At 50.2% G+C, this 21,069-nt stretch carries 13 protein-coding genes; 6 read left to right on the forward strand and 7 right to left on the reverse strand.

Annotation, left to right across the window (positions count from 1 at the left end):
- Positions 1-204: 204 nt before the first annotated feature.
- Entirely contained in the window at positions 205-1,572 is a 1,368-nt protein-coding gene (gene rppB / locus L855_RS15530; protein ID WP_159789533.1) for a two-component system sensor histidine kinase RppB, read from the reverse strand.
- Entirely contained in the window at positions 1,569-2,273 is a 705-nt protein-coding gene (gene rppA / locus L855_RS15535) for a two-component system response regulator RppA (RefSeq protein ID WP_159789535.1), read from the reverse strand. The genes rppB and rppA overlap by 4 nt, the downstream gene beginning before the upstream one ends.
- A gap of 172 nt (positions 2,274-2,445) precedes the next feature.
- Here rppA and L855_RS15540 point away from each other — a divergent pair, with 172 nt between their 5' ends.
- Positions 2,446-3,108 (forward strand): permuted SH3 domain-containing protein, encoded by a 663-nt coding sequence (locus L855_RS15540; RefSeq protein ID WP_159789537.1) that lies wholly within the window; start codon positions 2,446-2,448, stop codon positions 3,106-3,108.
- A 20-nt stretch (positions 3,109-3,128) separates the two neighbouring features.
- Positions 3,129-6,236, forward strand: coding sequence for an efflux RND transporter permease subunit (locus L855_RS15545; protein WP_159789539.1), 3,108 nt, complete (start codon positions 3,129-3,131; stop codon positions 6,234-6,236).
- 201 nt (positions 6,237-6,437) lie between these two features.
- Here L855_RS15545 and L855_RS15550 read toward each other — a convergent pair whose 3' ends face one another.
- From L855_RS15550 to L855_RS15560, 3 genes are all read right to left on the reverse strand, one after another.
- Positions 6,438-11,537 carry a sacsin N-terminal ATP-binding-like domain-containing protein gene (locus tag L855_RS15550; protein WP_159789541.1) on the reverse strand — a complete coding sequence of 1,700 codons (5,100 nt, stop codon included), beginning with the start codon at positions 11,535-11,537 and terminating at the stop codon, positions 6,438-6,440.
- A gap of 125 nt (positions 11,538-11,662) precedes the next feature.
- Positions 11,663-11,908 (reverse strand): HNH endonuclease, encoded by a 246-nt coding sequence (locus L855_RS15555; protein ID WP_159789543.1) that lies wholly within the window; start codon positions 11,906-11,908, stop codon positions 11,663-11,665.
- A gap of 61 nt (positions 11,909-11,969) precedes the next feature.
- Positions 11,970-14,540, reverse strand: a complete 2,571-nt coding sequence (locus L855_RS15560) for a dynamin family protein (protein ID WP_159789545.1) — start codon at positions 14,538-14,540, stop codon at positions 11,970-11,972.
- 183 nt (positions 14,541-14,723) lie between these two features.
- Here L855_RS15560 and L855_RS15565 point away from each other — a divergent pair, with 183 nt between their 5' ends.
- Positions 14,724-16,478, forward strand: a complete 1,755-nt coding sequence (locus tag L855_RS15565) for a protein-arginine deiminase family protein (RefSeq protein WP_159789547.1) — start codon at positions 14,724-14,726, stop codon at positions 16,476-16,478.
- A 165-nt stretch (positions 16,479-16,643) separates the two neighbouring features.
- Here L855_RS15565 and L855_RS15570 read toward each other — a convergent pair whose 3' ends face one another.
- The gene (locus L855_RS15570) at positions 16,644-16,934 is read right to left on the reverse strand and encodes a type II toxin-antitoxin system RelE/ParE family toxin (RefSeq protein WP_159789549.1); all 291 of its coding nucleotides are present in this window, start codon (positions 16,932-16,934) and stop codon (positions 16,644-16,646) included.
- The gene (locus L855_RS15575) at positions 16,931-17,161 is read right to left on the reverse strand and encodes an addiction module protein (protein ID WP_159789551.1); all 231 of its coding nucleotides are present in this window, start codon (positions 17,159-17,161) and stop codon (positions 16,931-16,933) included. Before L855_RS15575 ends, L855_RS15570 begins: the two co-directional genes overlap by 4 nt.
- A gap of 292 nt (positions 17,162-17,453) precedes the next feature.
- Between L855_RS15575 and L855_RS15580 the strand changes: the two genes are divergently transcribed.
- The 3 genes from L855_RS15580 (at position 17,454) to L855_RS22495 (ending at position 20,279) form a co-directional block, all read left to right on the forward strand.
- Positions 17,454-18,800, forward strand: a complete 1,347-nt coding sequence (locus L855_RS15580) for a histidine phosphatase family protein (protein WP_219730023.1) — start codon at positions 17,454-17,456, stop codon at positions 18,798-18,800.
- A gap of 40 nt (positions 18,801-18,840) precedes the next feature.
- The gene (locus tag L855_RS15585; protein WP_343039297.1) at positions 18,841-19,890 is read left to right on the forward strand and encodes an amidohydrolase family protein; all 1,050 of its coding nucleotides are present in this window, start codon (positions 18,841-18,843) and stop codon (positions 19,888-19,890) included.
- A 122-nt stretch (positions 19,891-20,012) separates the two neighbouring features.
- Positions 20,013-20,279 (forward strand): amidohydrolase family protein, encoded by a 267-nt coding sequence (locus L855_RS22495; RefSeq protein WP_343039298.1) that lies wholly within the window; start codon positions 20,013-20,015, stop codon positions 20,277-20,279.
- Positions 20,280-21,069: the final 790 nt, after the last annotated feature.

The raw sequence follows: 21,069 nt of genomic DNA on the forward strand, positions 1-21,069 counted from the left end.
TAGGGTGGGTAATTGCCTACCTTATTCGTGAAACTTGGCTATCATGGTGTTTACCCTTAAACCTGTTATTAAGTTCATACTCAGTACAATTAAAAATACTTAGAAGTTTATGCTAAAAATTAGTCAAAATTTGCCTTACTATCTACCGTTGAATCATTCACCGAAAAATTGAGGATAGGAGAAACTAAATATCTATCATGACCTTTATTCTATAAAACAAGGTAACTTTAGGCTAAACAAACTCCCTTGTCCTAATTCACTTTTCACCGTAATAGACCCGTGATGATGATAGGCGATCGCCTGGGCCATCGCCAGTCCTAATCCTGTTCCCCCAGTTTGGCGAGAGCGATCGCCATCCACTCGATAAAATCGCTCAAAAATTCGAGTGTGCTCAGCCGGAGCAATGCCAATCCCTGTATCTTGGACTGTAATCCAAGCCGTACGATCGCGCACCATTAAACTCACCATTACCTCCCCAGTTTTAGGCGTATATTGAATCCCATTAGCGATTAAATTCGACACTAAACGATAAAGTTGAGATTCATGACCTAACACATAAATTTCCTCAGCGGGAACCTCTTGCATTAAATTGATGTCTGCCAAGGTCGCAAATTCTGCATATTCCTCAGTCAAATCATGAATTAAATCATTTAAGCAACAGGGTTTAAACGCTTGGCTTGAGGACTGATGCTCTAAGGTACTTAGAAACAGTAAATCCGCAATTAAATGGCTTAAACGTCGTCCCTGTCGTTCAAGCGTTTGTAGCATCGTCTGCATTTGCTGCGAATTTGAGGGCGGAACCCGTAAAATCGCCTCAATCGTGGCCAGAAGAGTCGCCAAGGGAGAACGAAGCTCATGAGCGGCATTAGCGGTAAACTGTTGTTGCTGTCGATAAGACTGGTAAATCGGCTGCATCGCTAATCCAGACAGCCACCAACCGGCAACTGTAACCAACATCAACGCCAGAGTAAACCCAAGGCCTAAAATCCATCTCATACGGTTGACGTCTGCGTCAAATGTCGCCAAGGTTCGGCCAATTTGGATATATCCCCAAGAAGCATCTAACTCCATTGATTGTTGAGGATTAACCTGGCCACTATGGAGAATGGTCGTAAATTGATGGTAGCGCGTCCCCCTGGCACTACGAAATGTTTGCCAAGGTGTGGGATCTAGGGTTTGGGGTAAAGAGAGAGGATGATTCGGGGAAAAGGCTAAGAGTTGGCCGCGATGATTGAACACCCGAATATAGTAGGTACTGCGATCGCTAATGCCAATTGTATGGCGCTGAATTAAGGTGGGATTATGATTACAAGGTTGCCCTTGTAGGCATAAGTCAGGAAAAATTTGTTGTAGGATACCGGTGAGATCTCCCGATTGAGGCAGCATGGGTTCTAAGCTGTCATGGAGTGTGCCGGCGATGGACTCCATTTCCCGTTCCATTGCTGTCCAATTTGACTGAATTAGGGAGCGATACACCCCAAACCCCGATAACCCTAAAATCCCCCCCATGACTAAGGTGTACCACAGTGCAAGACGAATTCTGCTATGGCGAAATAGTTGATAGCTATTCATGGCTCCATGAACAAGGTGCTATTAAAACGATAGCCTTGACCTCGGATGGTTTCAATGGGACACCCGCAGCCATGACTGGCTAATTTTCGCCGTAATAAACGCATCTGTGCTGCCACGACATTACTGATGGGTTCGTTGTCTAAATCCCAGAGTTGATAGCGGATTTTACTACCCGGAATAATTCGGTCAGGATGTTGCATTAAATAGGCAAAAATTTGAAATTCTTTGACAGTTAAGGGGATTATTTGTGGGGGTTCAGTGAGTCGATGACAGATGGTATTGTTGGCATAGTCGAGAGAGAATGCACCAACGGTCAGGGTTTGAGGCTGAAGTGTGGGCGATCGCCTCTGAAGTGCCCGTAATCGAGCCAGTAATTCCGCCATCACAAACGGCTTCACTAAATAATCATCAGCCCCCGCATCTAAACCCGTAATTCGATGTTCCGGTTGTCCGAGAGCCGTTAACATCAAAATGGGCAGAGGGTTTTGGTGAGAGCGGATGCGTTGACATAACTCTAACCCTGATAATCGAGGCAATAACCAATCAATAATCGCAACTGTATAATCCGTCCACTGACTGTCTAAACAATGCCAAGCCTGAATCCCATCCGCCACCCAATCGACCACATATTTCTCGTTAACCAGGACTTGCTTGATGGCCAAGCCTAATTCTACTTCATCTTCAACTAACAAAATTCGCATTTGGAGCTGTGACAGCAAAATGGAGTCAATCTGAGGTCTCTAGCGGACGACTGCGATCGAGAGTAGCAGACCTTGCCAGAAAAAAGGGGGAGATTTCACCTGGATTTCATCTGCTCTTTAGCAAACTGGGGACGCTTTGGCATAAAACCCCATGTTCTTGTGAGGAGATCTGATGAACACAACGTCTATGATTGGCTCCCTGTTCGCGCTGAGCTTAGTGTTCGGCGCGCCCACCCTGACGATAGCCCATGTTGGACATGGAGACGAATTTCAGGCTGAAGGCGGAATTGACCGAGTTCCCGTCAACACAGACACTGATGCTCTCCTAGGGATTGAAGTTACACCGATTGCCCCAGCGGCCGATGGCAGTTCTCGCATTCTGGTTCCCATGACGGCCTTGGTGGATGCCGATGGCAATCAGTTAGCGTTTGTCCAGTATGAGAATTTTTATGAACCCGTTCCCGTTCAAATCGGCGCAACAGAAGGGGAATTGGTCGAAGTCACCGAAGGGTTATCCATTGGCGAACAACTCGTCACCCAAGGCAGTTTATCCCTCTATGCTGAATCTCGGAAAACCCAAACAGCAGACGCTGCAACGAGTTCAGAAACGGCTACCGCTCCCACCGAGGAAGCTGAAGCTCAAGCGGATACTCAAGTTGATACTCAAGGTATTCCCCAGGAACAGGATGCTGAGGGAAATCTAGCAGAAACCACAAGCAATGGCGTTCCTATGGGGACTTTAGCAGCCATTGGGGGAGGAGTTGTAATCATCGGCGGTGGAGTTTTCTTCTGGACCAAGAGTCGTCGGAATAAAAGTGTTTTCTCTGATAAATAAGGGAGGATTGTTGCTCGTCGATGTTAAATACGATTCTCAATCAGACTCTAAAAAATTCCATTGCGCAACGGTGGTTAATCGTGATCGGGGCGATGCTTATCACCATCTGGGGTGTTGTTGGTGTCACTCAAATGCCTTTGGATGTCTTCCCTCCCTTTGCTCCGCCTCAAGTAGATATTCAAACCGAGGCTGTTGGCTTGGCCCCGGAGGAAGTCGAAGCTCAAATTACCGTTCCTATTGAAAGTGCGGTCAATGGCTTACCCGGCGTGACCTTGGTTCGTTCCTCTTCTAAAGTGGGACTCTCCATGATTCATGTTGTCTTTGACCAAGATGCTGATATTTACCAAGCGCGGCAGTCTGTAACGGAACGACTACAACAGGTTATCAATCAACTTCCTCAAGGGATTCATCCCCCAGAAATTTCTCCTTTAGTTTCGCCGTTGGGGACGATTTTGCAGTATGCTTTTACGGCTAATGGTCAGAGCGAAACATCTCTGATGGAGTTACGCCGCTTAGTTGACGTGACACTTAGAAATCAGATTCTCTCGGTTCCTGGTGTGTCTCAGGTCACGATTTATGGGGGAGATGAACGACAAGAACAGGTATTTGTTGATCCCGAACAGTTGCGATCGCGCCAAGTCTCCCTTAACGAAGTCACTGAAGCGGCAAGGGGCGCCAATTCAAATGCACCTGGGGGGTTTCTCGTCGGCGGGGGTCAAGAGTTACTGATTCGAGGTATCGGACAGATAAACACCCTCGAAGACTTGCAGCAATCGGTGGTGAAAGTTCAAAACGGCGAACCGATTTTGCTACAAGATGTCGCCGAGGTGAAAACGGGAGCTGCACTCAAACGGGGAGATGCCAGCTTGAATGGACAGCCGGCGGTGGTGTTGATGATTAACAAGCAACCGGATGTAGACACCCCCACTGTCACCCAAGCTGTGGAAGCCATGATGGACTCTCTACAGGCTACTTTTCCCGCTGATGTGGATGTTCAACGCACCTTCCGTCAGTCGAACTTTATTGATGCTGCTATTCGCAATGTAAGTGGCTCTCTGATTCAAGGAATTATCATTGTTTCAGTGATTATGTTGCTCTTTTTAATGAATTGGCGCACAGCCATCATTACCTTGAGTGCTATCCCCTTATCTCTGCTGATTGGTTTAATGTTAATGAAAGCCGTTGGGTTAGGGATCAATACCATGACTTTGGGCGGCTTGGTGGTGGCGATCGGCTCAGTGGTCGATGATGCCATTGTGGATATGGAAAACTGCTATCGGGGTTTGCAAAAAAATCAAATTCAAGAAACCCCAAAACCTCCGTTTCAAGTGGTTTATGAAACGTCGGTCTCTGTCCGTTTAGCGGTTATTTTTTCTACAATTATTATCATTGTTGTCTTTGCACCAATTTTTAGTTTAACAGGGGTTGAAGGGCGTATTTTTGCGCCAATGGGATTGGCTTATTTGCTCTCGATTGGCGCCTCGACTCTAGTGGCAATGACGCTTTCTCCGGCACTCTGTGCCATTTTATTGACCCAGCATCGACTTCCCCAAGAGGGGACATTTATTTCACGGGGGGCGGAACGTTTATATCGCCCTTTGCTCAACATATCTGTGAGAACGCCTCAACTGATTTTAGGATTAGCTTTAGCCTCTTTAGTGGCAACACTAGCGGTTGTTCCATCCTTGGGACGAGTTTTTCTACCGGAATTTCAGGAAAAATCTATGGTGAATTCTATGGTTTTGTTCCCCGGTGTCTCTTTGGAAATGACCAATCGAGCGGGGATGGCGCTGGCTCGCTCCCTGGACGATAATCCCCTCTATGAATGGGTACAAGTCCGTGCTGGACGCGCTCGGGGGGATGCTGATGGAGCTGGGGTGAGTATGGCTCATGTGGATGTCGAGTTGAGTGATGTGGCTCTAGAAAACCGGGAGGCTAGTGTTCAGCAATTACGGGAAAAATTTCTACAATTGCCGGGTGTTGCGCCCAATATTGGCGGTTTTATTTCCCACCGGATGGATGAAGTTTTATCGGGGGTCAGAAGTGCGATCGCCGTGAAGATTTTTGGTCCCGATTTAGGACGGTTGCGCCAAGTGGGGGAACAGGTGCGAGATGCCATAAAACCGATTGCGGGAGTGGTGGATTTACAATTAGAACCCCAATTACCCATCCGCCAAGTTCAAATCCATTATGACCGCGAGGCGGCAGCGGAGTATGGGTTGACTATGGCGGCGATTTCTGAGGTGGTGCAAACGGCGCTTAATGGTCAAGTGGTGTCCCAAATCCCGGAAAATCAACAACTAATCAATATTGTTGTCGGGTTACAGGAGTCTGCTCGCAATAATTTAGATGCCATTGGCGCAATTCCCCTATCTACCCCCACTGGAGACATGATTTCCCTAAGTGATGTGGCTCGCGTCGAGTATGGTATGGGTGCTAATGTGGTCAACCGGGAAAATGTATCTCGTTTAATTGTCGTGTCTGCCAATGTTTACCAGCGCGACTTAGGAAGTGTTGTCCATGATATTCAAGCTGCAATTCGTCAAGATGTTCAGTTACCCCAAGGTTACTTTATTCAATATGGGGGACAGTTTGAAGCTGAACAAAAGGCAACGAATAATCTGCTTTTATATAGCTTGATTGCGGCAATTGTCATTACAATTTTAATGTTTTTCTCAGTCAAGTCTTTACCGGCAACCGTAGCGATTATGCTCAATCTTCCTTTAGCGTTAGTGGGTGGAATTGTCTCGATCCTCTTAACCGGAGGAGTTATCTCAATTGCGTCTTTGATTGGCTTTATTACTCTGTTTGGGGTTGCGGTGCGGAATGGTTTGCTATTGGTGGATAACTACAATCAGAAATTTGCGCAAGGGCTGGTGTTAAAAGACGTGATTAGTCAAGGCTCTTTTGAGCGTTTAAATCCCATCTTGATGACGGCGTTAACATCTGCACTGGGAATGCTCCCCTTGGCGATCGCCAGTGGAGCCGGCAATGAAATTCTCCAGCCTCTTGCGATTGTGGTTTTAGGAGGCTTGTTTACCTCAACTGCTTTAACGTTGTTAGTTATTCCAGCTTTATATGCAAAGTTCGGTAAATGGTTAGTTCCTAAATCGTCTCCTAATTCTTGAGCGGTGTGATTCCCAATGTCTAAACCCTCCTATTGTTATACCATTTTTCGAAATGCTTGCTATACATCCGACACCGAGGAGGGCGACCACAAGGGTACGCCCCTACGGACATCTATGGCACGACTTCTGAAAATTGGTATTAAATCCCTAGGCGTTTTGGGAGTGACTAGACAGCCATGTACGCTGAATCTTTAACCCCCCTTAAATCCCCGGATACTCCTGAATCATCTCCGACTGCACCTGAGCTAAAATACTTGACAAATTGACCGATAACTGAGCCATTTCATGACCCGGTAAATGCTCTAAATGAATAGGGGTTTCACCGGTGTTCGCCTTCACCTGAGACTCACTCTCTCCTAACGTCGCCACCACCTCGCGAATCAGAATCAGCCGCGTCATTGCACCTGACTCAACCACCCCAATCAGAAGCTGCAACTGCTGAGGTTCAGGATACATAAGAATCGTCTGCCATTCCTCTTCCGTTAACTGTAAGATCAACCCATCCGCCTCATCGTCAACGACAAGACATTTCACGATCGCCACCACCTCTCCAGCGGTTCCCCCAGAACAACGCACCCGCATCACATCACCCGACAATCGCTCCACCTGAGCATAGCCCAACCCTTGATAAAACCCCTCCACCCAGGTCCAATCCAACGGCGAAGCGGCGACATCCTCCTCCTGGATTTCCGGTAACCTCCCCACCCGCAACTGATCCAACAATCCAGGGATTTGTCGAGGTTTCGTGTCAATCATCACCGCCAGATGCAGCAAATTCCCCAACGCTAATTCTCCCAATTGCTGATTCAGGGAATCCGTCAGATAGGATAACGCAATGGTGGGGGCTTGACAATTTGCCAAAAATATGCCACAAGATAGAGGGTCGTAATAATGGGTTCCGGGGACATTCTCCGCCAACCGTTCCCCACGCCAGACGAGCGTCATATTAATCTGAGCCGCCAGTTGAACCCGGAGTGACTGGAGGCGATCGCCAACCAATGCAGTCCAATCTTTCCCCTCCTGAGCCAATAATCGCTGCAATCCCTGGACAAACTGGGGAGAATTGATAGTTTTTTGCCAGCGATCGCACCATTGCACCCCTTTTAGCGCCTCATCATCCACTGGCGTCACCTCTCCCGGCTCTTCCTCCACATCCCACAACAGAGAACCGGCTCCCAGGCGACGCGCCAGTTGCGGCGACACCTGAGGATGCAACAATCGCCGAGGTTGCACATAGGGTTTGTACCACGTCGCATCGGGAATCAGCACCGTCTCCGCCTCTCGCAACGATTCCGCAGCCGTCAACAGGGGAATTGAGAGTCCTCCCTCCGTCGTTTCCAGAGCCAATTGTGCCTCCAACCGCTGCAACACCGTCAACACCTGGGGAATTTCCAGCGTCGTTAACGGCGTTTCCCCGAACTCAGCGGCTAACTCCTGCAAAAACTCCTGATAATCGGCAACGGTCGGCGTTTTCCGAACTCCCAACAAGGGATAGAGCAAATCAAGTCCCAACTCTGGAAAGCCGTCTAGGGAAATCTCAACCCGTCGCGAACCAAAGAAGGGAACCGCTTGGGTGAAACAGTGGCGGGGTTTCCAAAACCGTTGCGTTCCCTCATCCCAGATGCAACAGTGATTGGCAAAACGGGCCTGAAGTTGCGGCGAATGGCTTTGCTGGCGGTGGCGGGAGTTGTTGAAATAACGATAGAGATAGCCATAGATAGCCTTGGCGGAGTCGAACACCTTGGCGGTGGGATTGGCTGACTCGGGGTGGGTGAACCACTGTTCCCAGAGGGTTACAATTCCATCGAGGCGATCGCACACCTGCTCAAACGTCACCTTTTCAAAGCCTAACGCCGTTTGAATCTTGTTGGAAACCTCATCCTGGCGATAGAGAACTAAGGGTTTTGAGGTAATCGCCAACGTCGCCTCCTCTTCCCAACAAACCTCTCGCGGTTGAAACAGTCGAGATGGAGGAATCGGTGCTGCGGCGTAGGCTTGCAACCGCTCGGGATTGCGTTCCACCGGGAGCCAGGAGCGTTCTCGCAATACCTCCGCCAGAGATTGTTTGTCGGTTGTGACGGGAGTTTCCTGTAAATCTGACCAATTTTCTAGGAGATAGTGCCAAAGTTGTTGCAACAGGGGGTAACTGGCGTCTAAATTTTGAGGGTTGCTGCTGTCAAGACATTGATCTAATGCGGTGAGCCAATCCGTGGAACTGACCTTGTCTTGCAGTCCTAACTGAGACAAGAAATCCAGCCATTTCTGGGGATTATCCTGATAAAAATTGAGGTCGGGGAAGTGGATGCGATCGCCAAAAATCCCCTTTAAGAACCGCTGTTCAGGATGATATAAATCCCTCGCTGCTCGCAACCGTCCATCTTCACAGCGAATCAAACGAGCCTGTTGCAGGTTTCGCCAGACGGACGAAGAGCTAGACTCGAATTTGTCACGAGAGAAGTTATCCCGAATCCAAGTTAAAGCCGTTCGTTGTTCCTGTTCTGAGAAATAGGGATATTCTTTCAGCAAGCAATCTTCAATAAAGGTAAATGGGTCAAGTTCAGGAATTTCCAAGTCCTCTAAGAGAGTCCTCCAGGAATGACCGTCTTGCTCAACCTTCAAAAGGGTGAACTCAATGTTGAGATTTGGGATGTCCCAACCCGTTGCCGGGAGATAAAGATTGGGGCGATTGAGTATTGTAAGTTCCCCCGTTGCTGTGATAAAAATTGGTAGCTTCCGCAGTTCTTGGACATATTTCTCGGAATATTGGTAATTGCCTTCAACAAACTTAGGGAGAGATAAATATGCCAGCAAGTTCGGGGAATGCTTGGGATGATAGGGTGGGAACGATTCCATCGGTCGATGGCTAAGCAGGCGGACAATACTGTTTCCACTTAAATAGCGAATGAATGGATTGTTTTTTGTTTGGGTAAATTTAGCAAGATGTGTTTTGAGTGATTTGCTGGCTTTGATAACTGGAATGCCAAAATAGTCCAAGGTTTGCTCATCTGGACTTGGGATATCATTAAAAGGCAATAACGGCATTTCCACCTGACCTCCCTGATAAAGCCGTCCATCGGAGGCAGGAACGAGTGGAATTTGCGATAAGACCTGTAGAATATCATAAGTTTCTTGACTCTTTTGACGAGCAGAAATAAGACAATAATTACCGAAGTAGTGATAGAGCTTGATGAGCCAGTCTTGATTGGGAAACTCAATTCCTGAGGGACGCCAAAGATATCCAGATTTAATTCCTTGTTTTCGAAAAACTTCTACCAACTTTTTTGCTGCTGGCAAGGCATCTAAGGATACGATTTCTGAACATTTGCAGGCGTAAAAAATCTGCCTGACCTTTGAATGCAAAAACCAGCTAGGATTTTGATAAAACAGGGCTTTGAGTTGGTCATTAGCTCGATAAACCACCCCCGAAGGATTAAAACCAAAGACCTGCAAACGATTATTAGACAAGAGTGCCAGCGGTAATCCTCGCAAGGACTTTGGACGGTCTGACACGGCAAACCGTGCTAAGGCCTCAATCCAATCCATCCGCCGTAACATTCGCATGGGAGCCTCTTCAAATGGCATTCCCCAACTCTCCTCAACCCGGAGAGAGTCCCGCAAATCCTCAGGACTATACTCTTGAATTGGACAACCCGCCTGTTTAAACAGTAGAGAAACCTGACGAGGAATTTGGGGGTCAGCGATGGCTAATCCCTCCACCCGGAAGGGTTCAACCAACTTTGACCAGTAGGATGAGGAAATTTGGCGAATCTCTTGAGGTTCCAGCCATTTCACCCATCGATTGACCGTACAATCTCCATCAGGACTGACCTCAAACGCATCCTCTTCTTCCCGAACCGTGGAGCGAATCACCGGACGCTGAGCCAGATGCTTAAAGACCTCTAAATGTAACTGACCCAATGCCGGACTGGTGGTAATTTTCTCCGTCGGGAAAAGCTTATAAAACGTCTCGGGACTCTCACGGCCAATATCATCCACCAAACTACGATATAACTCCGCACAGGCGATCGCCAACCCATGCTGAGCCAACCGTTGATTCCAAACCGCTCGCGGACGGTCTTTCCCCGTCTGTCCCGAATCACTACTGAGATTATCCCGAGAACTATTGAGGTTAAAAAAGCCATTCAGATGAATTGGCCATCCCGACGCCAACGGAAGCGGCAGAAAACAATATACCTTTCCCTGAACTTCCGCCGGAACCCCTCTCGTCCGACTGGCTGTAATCCGGGCCGCCGCTCCCGTCCAAGGTAACACCTTCTCCTGATTCTCCGACAGGGAGCGAATCACCGTCGCCAACTCCTCCCCCTCATCAATGCGAAGCAACTGCACAATCCGCCAACTCGAACTCGTCACCTGCTGAGAACTCACCGTTTCGAGATGATGACGATACGACACTAACCCCAACACATTCCCTTGACGGCGACACGCTTCAATCAACTCCACCGCCGTTTCCGGAATCGCCGTCATCAACTCCTGACGCGCCGCCGTCACCTCCTCAGGATTCTCGGTGGTAATCCGCAACACCTCCTCCCGGTCCCCCCCAGCATCAGCCGCAATCTCAAATACACGAATCTCGACAATCGACTTGAGGAACAGCAACAACTCCTCCCCGCAATCTTGCAACTCCGTCAACAGTTCCCGAACATTGGACTCTTCAAAGGGTTGATTGCGAATCTCACTCACCTCAGCCTGTTGCGGCGTTCGCAGCGGTAAACGAAACAGGGTTCCCTGAAAATCCCGAGTTCCCCGAGGAACCCCTCCAGCTTCATAGATAGCCATCACCTCAGGGTAATCCTCCCACCAGCCACTCGCGGCGAACTCCCATTCTCGTCCCGGTTCCGCCTTCGAGGTTCCCGGAACCGCATCTCCATGGGGGTCAAAGAAAATCAGCCGTTCACGAGAGATAAAACTGGGATAGTCGGTGACGTGATACACCGCATTAAAGCCAATCCCAAAGCGTCCGGTTTTCTGCAAATCCGTCGCCTTCTGACTTTGTCCCAGACTACGGATACTCTCAAAATCGCGATCGCGGAAGCTACTATTGTTATAGACCAACATGGCCGGCCCCAGGAGTTTCTGGAGATTCCCCGGAACTGCCGCCGCCTGATGCGTTCGCCAATCTAGGGTAATCTCCACCCGAGTCGCTCCCGCATCATCCGCATTCTGAATCAACTCCTTAACAATCCCCACCCCCTCCGGGTAATCGCGGATAATCCCCCGCAACCGAGCAATCAGAGGTTCCGCTTGGTAGAATGAGCGGCCTTGAGACAGAGGTGTGGTCATCGAAAATCCAGAATCCAGTTCAAAATCATTGTAGGGGCAATCCCTTGTGGTTGCCCAAAATAAAACATCATATAACCGTAGGGGCAATCTCTTGTGGTTGCCCTAATCCCTTGTGATTGCTGTCCTCAATCGCTATAACGACGGCGAAACCGGGGGTCTGCATAATTACTTTTGAGGCGATTACACGTAAAACAGAGAGTTTGCAGATTACTTAAATCATGACTCCCCCCCTTCGAGACCGGAATAATATGGTCAATGGTCAATTGAGCCTCCTGGTGAGTCTTCCCACAGGCGACGCAGGTAAAATTATCCCGTTCATAGACATAACGGCGAACCTGTGGGGGAAAAATAATGCGGGGTGTCGGTTCCATAGAATTACACTCAGTGAGATTAAGGGGTGAAGCGTTGGCGTTCACCCCAGGTATCGATAAATTAGCCGTCGCCGAAACTGGAGAAGTTCACATCCTCATCGGGAATGGGGAACGTGGTTTCAGGCGTTTCAACCACCGTCTCCTCAGTAACTCGCTCAGCTTCAGAAGGAGCCACTTCCAAATCCCCCTCAACCTCAGCGATATCCTCTGATATCATCGTCGTTGGCGTGAAAATCTGTAAATCCGCTTCCTGAACTGGCGGGAGTTTCACACGGCCGAGACTCATTTCCTCCAGACAGCCGTTAATCCCCTGAATCGCCTCATTATATTGCTCAATGTTCTCCTGAACCTCCGCCTGGTATTGACGATTCCGTTCCAGTTTCGCTTCCGCCTCCCGGTCTAGGGTTTTCGCCAGATTCGTCCGCGCCAATTCATACTGAGATAAAATGGTCTGGGATTGTTCGTTGGCCATTTGAAACAGCCGCTCATTGAGAATGCTGTTTAGAACCGTACGAAAGCGACGAATGACCGTATTTTTGACCTTTTTCTCAAAATCCACTTGCAACAGTTGACGAATCGCCGGTTCCGCCGCTACCATCCCCTCATAATCTTGGGAACGACAGGCTTGTTGTAGAGTTTGACGCAGTTGGAAGTTAGGAACGGTGTTTTCTCCATAAAATTCTGGAGTTTCCCGAACATAGGTATCACATTCATACCCCGCTTGTCCGACGACAAAATCCCGAACCCGCTCCTCCAGTCGCGAGAGATTCTGGTCAATTGAGGCATCATTGCCGAGGAAACGATAGAGTTTATTGTAAAACTCGGCATTATGGATACTTTCCCGAAGTTGGAAGAAATAGTTGGCGACTAACTCTTCCGAGGCGTTGACTAAAACGGCTTTGAGTTGATTGGCCAGGGTATAAAAGGCTTCAACTAAAATTGCCATCATGGGAACAACAGCATGTTCGGGGTGACTTTTTTGAGCCAGTTTGTAGGTTTCGCCAACGGAGAACTCTTCAATCAAGTCATCGAGCTTTTGCAACATCTGCTTTTGCAACTGGCGGAAGTCCCGCTCATAGCTGGTGTTGTTTTTGTCGGCGATGGACTCATTGAGATAGGTGGTGACATGGTCTTTGAAATCGTCACCAATCTGTTTGAGTTCTTTGTTGAGTTGTTGAACCTGCTGCTCTTTGATGGTGTCAATTTCTTGGGGTTGGCTTTCTAACTCCTTCCAAGTATGGATATAGTAGTTGCGGAGTTCAATGCAAAGCGGCCGCAGGTCATTGGCGAGTGCTTCAAAGAGTTGGGGACGGCGGTCTTCCATGAGGTAGCGAGTAATTTCTCGCCGAAACTCCTGAATCCCACTGTCGCGAACCAGTTGTTCAATCAGTTCTTGTCCATAGGTGTTAAGGATTTGCTGATATTGCTCTTTCTCGCTGTCGGCGTTACTAATGGCTGGGGTGCTGGGAAACCTGGTCCGAGATAAGCGTCCAGGAGTGGAGAAATAGCGGTTAAACTCGAAAACGAATTTTGGGGTCAGTTCTTGTTGATCAAAGGTAGAGGGAGTGTTGGCAAAAATGCTATCGAGTCCCCAATGGTTCTCGGGACTGGCTTGGCGAATTTGACTGCCGTAGAAGCCGAGCAAGGCACTGGTTTTATAAATGCGATCGCCCCCTCGGAATTGCGATTTAATCTGGTATTCCAGGCGATTCCGCAGTTGGTCATCATACCAAGTTGCATCGATATAGTTGAAGGCATAAAAGACGCGATCGCGAATCCCCGGACTCTTCTGAATCCGCTCCAATAACTGAGTTTCCTCGGTCGTCAACTCCCCATTAGCTGCGGTTTTAAACACACAGATTACCGCAGACGTGTCAGGATGCTCAATCTTGTCATAGGCGATTTTAGCATCTTTTTTAACCGGAGCATCAATTCCCGGCGTGTCAATAATGACATTGCCATCTTCGAGGAGAGGATGATGACAGTAATAGTTGATTTTCTTGAGAACCGAACTATTTTGACTACGCCGGGCATATTGGGAGGCTTCATCCAGGCTGTTAGCGTTGAGTTGGGCCATCGAGTAGGTAGCATTGTTGACCGTATCAATGCGATCGCGATTGGCCTGCCAACCCAAAATAAGCTGTTCCAATAACTTCGCCTGTTTCGCCCGTTCCGTTCGACTTTCACCCCCTTCAGCCTCCCAGATGCCTTGAGACATTTGGCTGAGTTTATCCAGTTGCTGGGTATCACTCAAATCACCCATTTCAGAAATGGCCAGCAGTTGACTCAACTCCCCAATTTGTTGGCGAATTTCCACCTGGCTGAGAAAGGTTAACTCAACTCGTTCCTGAGTTGGATCTGGCTCATATTCAATGTAGCATTCCGTCCCCGTGGCGTGACCCTGGGCGCTGTAAAGTAGTTCTCGCTCTAGAAGTGCATTAATCAACATCGATTTCCCGGCACTAAATGCCCCCGCAAAGACAATTTCAAAGCGGGGGGAGATGGCCTTATTAAGGGAGGTGCGGATTGTTGCAGTATCCTGACTGGGGAGTGTGGCTTCAGCATTCTGGAGTTGAACTAGGGTTTGCACCTGAGTATCCAGATTTTGGCATTGGGGAAGGGTTGGGTTCATAACACCTGTGACTAAAATGATCGGTCAAACTGTAGCTACAGAGCCATTTTACGATTTTACGGAAATGTGACCATAGATTTTGAAAATTTTGCAGCCAGTGTGGTAGCCCGTCTGGCTCACCTTGTTATGATACTCTCATCTCTTGTCAGCAAGGGGGAGTAGCGGTAGTTCACTGGATAGACTATGAAACGACGGTATTGGCTGGCGATGGCGATCGCCTTTCTCCTGATTGTCAACGCTCATCGCCTGACTGGGGGGCTATTCCCCGAACAACTCGTCCCCCCTGAACTCCTCTCCCGCCTCGAAACTTCCGTCGATGACCTGTCCCTCGAAGACGTCACCGACTCTCTCCCCACCCCCTCAGGTCAGTCAAAAGACCCAATTCTCCTCTATGGTGACACCAACCGCAATGGAATTGTCAGCCAAGACGACGATGTGGAGGGCCGCGATCGCTGGTCTTGGAAAGCGGGAATGCTGCTTCCGTTTAACCAAGACGATGACAACCTCAACGGCGTCCCCGACTGGCAAAACAGCCGTCCTATCGACTTCCGGCGCGATCGCGAACTGGCCCTGCTGCGTCTACAGGTTCCCAAACCTTGGCAAGACTCCCCCATCTTCCTCCATGCCAACCACGCCGCACGCCCTTACTTACGTGCCTTTCAGCGCACCCATCAGGGTTGGATTCCCATTGACTTAACCGGACAAACCTCCCTCATCGGCAGCGGTGACCTGGTATTAGGGATGGAAGCCACGGAATTCGCCCACCAAGACTGGAACGGCTTTGCCGTCGTGACTGCCTTTATCCCCGATGGTGACGAGATTGTCCAACGCGATCGCATCGCCATGCGCGTCACCCCCTGGCTGATGCAATCTAACCTGGCCCAACCCGAACGAGTGTTCGTCAGTCCCCGGCCCAACAGTCGCTTCCTCCCCCAACTGCAAGAGGAAATCGAGGCCAAAAACCTCGATCTAACCACCGACTCCGGTCAAATCCTCTGGATGCAAGACACCATGGAAATCGGTTTCATGCAGTTTCCCAGTCGCGGCCAACTCCATGTCATCCCCGCCGTCCTCAACGGGATTCGCAGTTCCCGCATTGATGGCTTTGCCCGAACCCTCTTAGACCGAGACTTTGGCTGGTTTTCCGTCGCCGCACCCCGGTCCCTCCCCGAGGCCTACTCCTGGATTGACTGGTATGGCAACCTAGAAGTCTCCCCACCCCTTCCCGGCTATCCCTGGGGACGCATTTACTACGGCGTTGCCAACGATTACAGCCTCCATCCTGAACTGTTGGACTTTCTCGACGCGCAACAACTCCAGACCCCCGCTGTGGCCCTGGATACCTCCTGGCTGTACATCGGTCATGTGGATGAAATTGTCAGCTTCATCCCTGACGGAAAGGGGTCATTTCTGGCCCTCGTCAACTCCCCAGGGGCCGGCGTGGAGTTCCTCGAAGATTTAGCCGAACAGGGACAAGGGGATACCACCCTGGCCCGAGGCTTAAGTGGACAAGCCACCATCAACCAGCTATTAGCCAATGAGTCCCTGATTGACCATAACCGCCAACTCCAACAAGACCATCTCAACCCAATTTTGGATACCCTGAAACGAGAGTTTCAACTCACTGATGACCGCATTCGTCTCGTTCCCTCCCTCTACCGTCCTCTGGGGGATGCCATCTTCCCCAACTTGGTCAATTTGCTAGTTTTGGGCGATCGCCTGATTGTACCCGATCCTCACGGGGCAATCATCGATGGGGGCGATCGCCTACAAGAGCTATTTTTAGAACTCATTGAGGGAACCGGATTAAGCGTCGCCTTCCTCGACGATACGGAATATCATGAACTTAAAGGGAACATCCACTGTGCTACGAATGTTCTGCGTAAGGGGTCAGAACAAGCCTTTTGGACGGCGTTACCCGATCCCATCAAACCCTAACACTCATTTTCGGTAACAACAAATGGGTTCCTTGTTGCAAAAGCGTCATATGGTAATCTCCTATAGTGGGCGACAGAGAAAAATTCTGAATCATAGAAAAAAACAATTGGCATCTTTCTGGTTCGAGTTAATCCAAGTCTAATACATACAATATGATGGGATAGTTTACGATTCCAGGCGACTCTTCCAATAGTCTGGATCGCGACGACAACTCATAACTGCAACAATCACGACTCGCTCAGAATAGACTTTGTACAAGATAAAATAGGAAAACTTCGGAGTCAAACACCGACGAATGTTTCCCTCAATAACGGGCCAGCGTTCCGGAGCACTAATAATACGAAAAATGCAATTTTCTATAGTATCGATGAAATTTTGCTGTTGGTTATACTGAGCAAAAAATTGCACGGCTTCCGCATACTCTTGCAGGGCGGCTGGGTGAAACTCATAATTCACCGTCCGAAGAGTTGCCGAACTTGAGCCAACGCCACATCTCCCGGAATGGTTTGCACCGTTCCCTCATCCAGTTCAGCAAGGCGTTCTTGAGCTATCTTGACTCCTTCTCTTAACGGCTCAGCCTCCAGTTGCTCCGTCATACTTTCCATGACTTTTTCAATCAAAATCGCTTTGTCTGAATCCGGTAAGGCGGTGGCTTCTGAAATAATTTGCTTTAGAGTTAACATGATAGGTCTTGGAGCGCCAGACGTTAACCCTCAGTCTAACACACCGCTTTTTGAGAACTTGGGTCTTTGATGTTGACTAAAGGGTGGCACACCGTTTGATGACCCGTCATTTAGGGATGAACTTCAACCCGATTTCCCAGACCGGCCCGATTGCGGGTAAAGCCGGGACCCGGGGGACGACCAGGTGCTAAAATTGCCTCTGGTCATTGGCGCGATCGCCCCTGACTCCAGCATCACCCACCCAGTCCCCGATGCTGGCACTCTCCCAAGCCCGTCACTGGAGGATAGACCCCTGGCTACTACCGTCATCTTAGTTCGTCACGGACAAAGCACCTATAACCTAGAGCAGCGGATGCAAGGACGCTGCGACAAATCCGTTCTCACCCCCGCCGGACAAGACTCGGCCCGACTCGTGGGACGCGCCCTACAAGGCGTTTCTCTCAATGCCCTCTATTGTAGCCCCCTCGCTCGCGCCCGAGAAACCGCCGAAATTGTCTGTTCACAGCATTCTCAGGACTTACACCCGACCCCCTCCGACTTACTCCTAGAAGTTGACCTCCCCCTCTGGGAGGAACTGCGACGCGATGAAGTCAAAGAACGCTTCGCCGACGACTATCGCCGCTGGAAACAGGAACCCCATAACTTCTCCATGGAGATTCCCACAGACGATGGGGGAGTGCGATCGCACTTTCCGGTTCCGGCCCTGCGCGACCAAGCCCAACAATTCTGGCAATCCCTCCTCAGCCAACATTCCGGGCAAACCATCGCCGTCGTCGCCCACAATGGCATCAACCGCTGTCTCATCTCCACCGCCTTAGGCATTGGGGCCGACCAGTACCAGGTTATCCAACAGTCTAACTGCAACATCTCCGTCCTGCGCTTCGCCGGTGGCCTAGAGGACATCGTACAACTTGAGTCCATGAACCAAGTGGGACATCTCGGCGGTGACCCCTTCCCCGATCTGCGTCCCGGTCATCAGGGGGCCCGCATTCTCCTGGTACGTCACGGGGAAACCCAATGGAACCGGGAATCCCGCTTCCAAGGGCAAATCGATGTCCCCCTCAACGACAACGGTCGCGCCCAAGGTCGACGAGTCGCCGAGTTCCTTAAATCAACCCCCATCGGATTCGCCGTCACCAGTCCCATGTTGCGGCCCAAAGAAACGGCCCAACTCATTCTGGAACATCACCCCCAGGTCAGCCTCGCCGAAAACGAGGAACTACGAGAAATTAGTCACGGACTCTGGGAAGGGAAACTCGAAGCCGAAATCCAAGCCGAATATGGCGACCTTCTCGACCAATGGAAAGTTACCCCAGAAACCGTACAAATGCCCGATGGGGAAAACCTAGACCAAGTCTGGCAACGGGCTAAAACCGCCTGGGATGCCATTGTCCAGACCTATGCTGACCGACAAGAAACCGGGATTGTCGTGGCCCATGACGCGGTCAACAAAGCCATTCTCTGTAACCTCTTTGGCCTCGGTCCTGAACATTTCTGGAACTTCAAACAGGGCAACGGTTGCGTCAGTGTCATCGACTATCCCAGGGGATCAGCCGGTCATCCTGTGCTGCAAAGCTCTAACATCACCGCTCATCTGAGTGATGGGGTGTTTGACCAAACCGCTGCCGGAGCCTTGTAATGGAAACCCGAGGACGACAGGTTAAGGAGGAACAGGATTTATGACGGGTGTGGAGTCCGTAGGGCAACAGGCGCCTCAGTCTCTGGTCATCCGCCGTGTTCGCGTGGTCGATCCCATCTCCGAGTGCGATCGCGTCCTCGATGTTTGGTTGGACGAGGGACGCATTGAACAGATGGGGGTTGACCTAGAGTCAGTTCCCGCAGACTGTCCTGAACTGGAGGCGCAGGGCCTAATCCTCGCCCCCGGTTTAGTGGATTTATATAGCTACAGTGCCGAACCAGGTTTTGAAGACCGGGAGACCTTTGCTGACTTGCGGCGCTCGGCCTTAGCTGGGGGCTACACGCGCCTGGCCCTGTTGGCGCAACAGGATGAGTTAGTGGACGGTGCTGCTGGAGTCGCGCAACTGCGGGCCCTGGCGACCCAACCCTCAACCCCCCAGCCTCAATGTTACGTTTGGGGAAATCTCACCCAGGGACGCGAGGGGGAACAAATGACCGAACTCCTGGAGTTGAAACAGTCCCAGGTCATCGGGTTCGCCGATGGTCGTCCCCTCAACAACTCGTTGCTGCTGCGGCGTATTTTGGAATATGGACAAGGGTTAAGCCTCCCCATTGCTCTCTATGGCTGCGATCGCCGTCTCATGGGGTCAGGAGCGGCCCGAGACAGTGCCGATAGCCTGCGCTTAGGACTTCCCCCCATCCCCGCCAGCGCAGAAACCACCGCCGTCTCGATGATTTTGGAATTAGTGGCGGAATTGGGAACCCCAGTCCATCTGATGCGCCTCTCCACCGCCCGGGCTGTGGAACTGGTGGCCGCCGCCAAAGCTCAGGGCCATCCCATTAGCGCCAGCACTCCCTGGACTCACCTCATTTGGGATACCCGCGACTTACAGGAGTATGACTCGAACTTACATCTTGACCCACCCTTAGGAACCCCGAGCGATCGCCAGGCCCTACGAGAAGCCGTAAAAAGTGGTACCATCGACGCGATCGCCATTAGGAACCCCGAGCGATCGCCAGGCCCTACGAGAAGCCGTAAAAAGTGGTACCATCGACGCGATCGCCGTCGATCACTGCCCTTATACTTATGAGGAGAAGACCGTTGCTTTTTCTGAATCTCCTCCTGGGACTCTTGATCGATCACTGCCCTTATACTTATGAGGAGAAGACCGTTGCTTTTTCTGAATCTCCTCCTGGGACTCTTGGTTTCGATGTGGCGCTGTCCTTACTTTGGCAACGGTTAGTCATGACCCAGGAATGGACCGCCCTAGACTTATGGCAAGCCCTAAGTTCTCGTCCTGCTCAGTGTTTGGGACAAACTCCGGCTTCTGTGACTCCTCATCAGACGGCAGAACTCGTTCTGTTTAACCCTGGCCAGTCCTGGTGGGTTGACCGCAGTTCCCTAACCTCGCAAGCCTACAACACACCAGTTCTAGAAACACAACTCCAGGGTCGGATTCAACAGGTCTGGTGCGGTTAGAGAGAGGGATTCACCGGTGTTTGAAAATCGTGACCAACTGGGGGGAGGTGATGTCACCCACCTTGTAATCCTTGAAACAAAACGTATAAACTCTTAAAGGTGTTGCCGGAGTCTGCCCAACTCCGTCTCTCTCGCGGAGAGTTTTATCCGGAAGACACAGCAGCCTCCGTGAAAACACTGATATATTAGAAGGTGTGATGGTCGATTGCTGACTACCCCCTTCTAGACGATACGTTGTTTTTTTAAGTGGTTTTGGAGCCATTCCTCCCGTGAAGACGAACCTCAACTCTATCGGTATCGTACTTCTTGCTCTCAGTACCTGGGTGCTCACCGGACAACAAAGTCTTGCCTCGTCTCTAAACAGTTCCCTGCCTCAACTCGAGCGGCCCGAACTGTCTGAATATGAGCCAGACATCGAACCGGGTGTGCCTGCGGGGCCGGGTAGCGGAAGCCGCTAATACCGCGCTTATGCTCAATGATGGTGACGACCCTGGGGCTACTTAGCCTCCAGAATGGGGGAGGTTTGCGTGCTGATTTTGAGGGGTGATCATGGGAGATAATCGCAGCTTTTCGTCCCTTCCACAAGTTTAAACAATTTATCACCTACATATGCCCATTTTAACGAAAAAACACGCTTTTAAACCATTAAAAACAGTTTCACTCAGATAAGATGTAATCCTTGCTACAAACTTGGGCAGATCCCCCAAGGTCAAGAAAAGAAGGCAATAGGCAATAGGCAATAATAGGCAATAGGCGGCAGGTGGGGAGGTCTCTCCTAACGAGCAGTCCT

Origin of the sequence: Sodalinema gerasimenkoae IPPAS B-353 (assembly GCF_009846485.1) — a bacterium.
GTDB lineage: Bacteria > Cyanobacteriota > Cyanobacteriia > Cyanobacteriales > Geitlerinemataceae > Sodalinema > Sodalinema gerasimenkoae.

Coding starts and splice junctions, on each gene's coding strand:
- rppB (WP_159789533.1), bottom strand. CDS start 1,572: ATGAATAGCTATCAACTATTTCGCCATAGCAGAATTCGTCTTGCACTG.
- rppA (WP_159789535.1), bottom strand. CDS start 2,273: ATGCGAATTTTGTTAGTTGAAGATGAAGTAGAATTAGGCTTGGCCATC.
- L855_RS15540 (WP_159789537.1), top strand. CDS start 2,446: ATGAACACAACGTCTATGATTGGCTCCCTGTTCGCGCTGAGCTTAGTG.
- L855_RS15545 (WP_159789539.1), top strand. CDS start 3,129: ATGTTAAATACGATTCTCAATCAGACTCTAAAAAATTCCATTGCGCAA.
- L855_RS15550 (WP_159789541.1), bottom strand. CDS start 11,537: ATGACCACACCTCTGTCTCAAGGCCGCTCATTCTACCAAGCGGAACCT.
- L855_RS15555 (WP_159789543.1), bottom strand. CDS start 11,908: ATGGAACCGACACCCCGCATTATTTTTCCCCCACAGGTTCGCCGTTAT.
- L855_RS15560 (WP_159789545.1), bottom strand. CDS start 14,540: ATGAACCCAACCCTTCCCCAATGCCAAAATCTGGATACTCAGGTGCAA.
- L855_RS15565 (WP_159789547.1), top strand. CDS start 14,724: ATGAAACGACGGTATTGGCTGGCGATGGCGATCGCCTTTCTCCTGATT.
- L855_RS15575 (WP_159789551.1), bottom strand. CDS start 17,161: ATGTTAACTCTAAAGCAAATTATTTCAGAAGCCACCGCCTTACCGGAT.
- L855_RS15585 (WP_343039297.1), top strand. CDS start 18,841: ATGACGGGTGTGGAGTCCGTAGGGCAACAGGCGCCTCAGTCTCTGGTC.